The organism is Mesorhizobium sp. M7A.F.Ca.CA.004.06.1.1 (assembly GCF_003999135.1).
Lineage (GTDB): Bacteria > Pseudomonadota > Alphaproteobacteria > Rhizobiales > Rhizobiaceae > Mesorhizobium.
Window position 1 is genome coordinate 1 of the sequence record NZ_RZPQ01000868.1, and the last position, 2,285, is coordinate 2,285.

General features: G+C 63.1%; 3 protein-coding genes. 2 read left to right on the forward strand and 1 reads right to left on the reverse strand.

Annotation, left to right across the window (positions count from 1 at the left end; genetic code table 11):
- A partial coding sequence (locus tag EN906_RS31415; RefSeq protein ID WP_127375655.1) for an ATP-binding cassette domain-containing protein occupies nucleotides 1-465 on the forward strand: 465 nt, incomplete at its 5' end.
- A 103-nt stretch (nucleotides 466-568) separates the two neighbouring features.
- Nucleotides 569-1,717 carry a substrate-binding protein gene (locus tag EN906_RS31420; protein ID WP_245480607.1) on the forward strand — a complete coding sequence of 383 codons (1,149 nt, stop codon included), beginning with the start codon at nucleotides 569-571 and terminating at the stop codon, nucleotides 1,715-1,717.
- A gap of 44 nt (nucleotides 1,718-1,761) precedes the next feature.
- On the opposite strand, the gene EN906_RS31425 is transcribed toward EN906_RS31420, so the two are convergent.
- On the reverse strand, nucleotides 1,762-2,285 hold a 524-nt coding region (locus EN906_RS31425; RefSeq protein WP_245484369.1), incomplete at its 5' end, for a thiamine pyrophosphate-dependent enzyme.

Consider the following 2,285-nt stretch of genomic DNA (forward strand, 5'->3'; position numbering starts at 1 on the left):
CATGTGCCGCAGGGGCGCGGGATCTTCAACCAGCTGACGGTGCGGCAAAACCTGGAGGTCGGCACCCGCGCCGCCAAGGACCGTGGCGACGGTGGCATCCCGGACGACATCTTCGGCTATTTTCCGATCCTGCGGGAGCGCGAAGCGCAGGTTGCCGGCACGCTTTCGGGCGGCCAGCAGCAAATGCTGGCGATCGGTCGCGCGCTATGCGGCCTGCCGTCGGTGCTGCTGCTCGACGAACCCTCGGAAGGCATCCAGCCGAACATCGTGCAGTCGATCGCCGAACTGGTGCCGCGCATCGCCCGCGAGCGCGGCATCGCGATCATTCTTGTCGAGCAGAATCTCGATCTCGTTCTCAAGGCATCGGACCGCTGCCTGGTGATGGAGAAGGGCAGGATAGTCCACGAAGGTGCGCCTGAGACCTTCGCCGACGAGACCCTGCTGAAGGATCTGTTGGCCCTATAGAGCGCGCGTGAAGCGCGCCTGGGAACTTGTTGACTTGTAAGGCGTGCATGGGGCGCGCCTGGGACTGGAAGGGAACACAACAATGATAAGCAGAAGAACTGTCTTGAAATCCGGCGGCGCCGCGGCCGCCTTCGCCATCGTCGGCGCGCCGTCGATCCTGCGCGCCGCCGACACCGTCAAGGTCGGCCTATCGATCCCGATCACCGGGCTGCAGGCGATTCTCGGCGAGACGCTGCTCAATTGCTACAAGCTGGCCGCCGCCGAACTCAACGCCGCCAACGGCATTGGCGGACGCCAGGTCGAGCTCATCATCGAGGACAACCAGACCACGACCAAGGGCTCCATCGACAAGGCGCGCAAGCTCATCAACGAAGACAAGGTCGACGTGATCATGGGCACGATCATTTCGCCCGAACGCAGCGCCACGCTGTCGGTCACCTCGAAGGCCAAGAAGCTGTTCTTCTACCCGACCAATTTCGAAGGCGGCGAATGCAACCGCTACTTCGTCGCCACCGGCCCGATCCCGATGCAGCAGGTCGACCCGATGATGCCGTGGGTGGCCGAGAACCTCGGCAAGACGATCTATGTCATGGCTTCGGACTATGCCTGGCCGCAGAAGATGACCGAGGCGATCACGGCAGCCTATGAGAAGGCCGGCGGCAAGATCATCGGCGCCGACTACTATCCGTTCGGCACCACCGATTTCGGCCCGGCCTTCCAGAAGATCAAGTCACTGAAGCCCGATGTCGTCTGGTCGATGGTGGTCGGCAACGACGCCGTCACCCAGCTCAAGCAGTATCGCAGCTTCGACATCAAGCAGCCGCTGATCGCCCCGCTCGACGAGGTCTTCAACAAGGACGCGCTGCCGCCCGGCGTGGCGGCCGGCACCTATGCGCCGCAACCCTACTGGATGGCGCTCGACAACCCGGTCAACAAGAAGTTCATCTCGAGCTTCCGCGAGAAGTTCGGTCAGGAGAAGATGGTCAACGGCATCGGCGAGGCCGGCTACAACGGCCTGCATCTCTATGCGCTGGCCGCCGAGAAGGCTGGATCGTTGAAGGACGATGATGTGCTGGCCGCGCTGCCGTCGATCGAGTTCGACGCACCGCAAGGCAAGATCCGTGTCGACGCCACCAACAACCACACGCTGTGCCATTCCTATGTAGGCAAGGCGGCGTCCGACGGCATCGGCTACGAGATCGCTAAGGACTTCGGCACCATCGAGCCGGTGACGCCTTACTGCAAGGTGTAGGGTCTTCCGCCCAAGCAATCCTGACGGCGGCTTTGTCGCTGCCGTCAGGGCGTCTGCGGCGCTGGCAGCCGCTCGCGCAGTTCGTCGACAAGCACCCTGGTGTTTTCGGAATAGTCGATGGGCACGACGACGAGATGCACGCCGCCGCCGGTGAAGGCCTGTTCCAGCGCCGGCCGCAAGTCGGTGATCTCCGCAACCCTGGTCCCCTTGGCGCCATAGGCCTCGGCATACTTGACGAAATCGGGATTGCCGAAGGTCATGCCGAAATCCGGGAACGCATCGACCGCCTGCTTCCAGCGGATCATGCCGTAGGCGTGGTCCTCGAGCAGCAGGACGACCAGGTTGAGCTTGAGCCTGACGGCGGTTTCCAGTTCCTGGCTGTTCATCATGAAGCCGCCATCGCCGCAGATGGCCATGACACGGCGCTGCGGATAGAGCAGTGCCGCCATCATCGCCGACGGCAAGCCCGCGCCCATGGTGGCCAGCGCATTGTCGAGCAGGATCGTGTTTGCCATGCGCGTCCGGTAGTTGCGCGCAAACCAGATCTTGTACATGCCGTTGTCGAGGG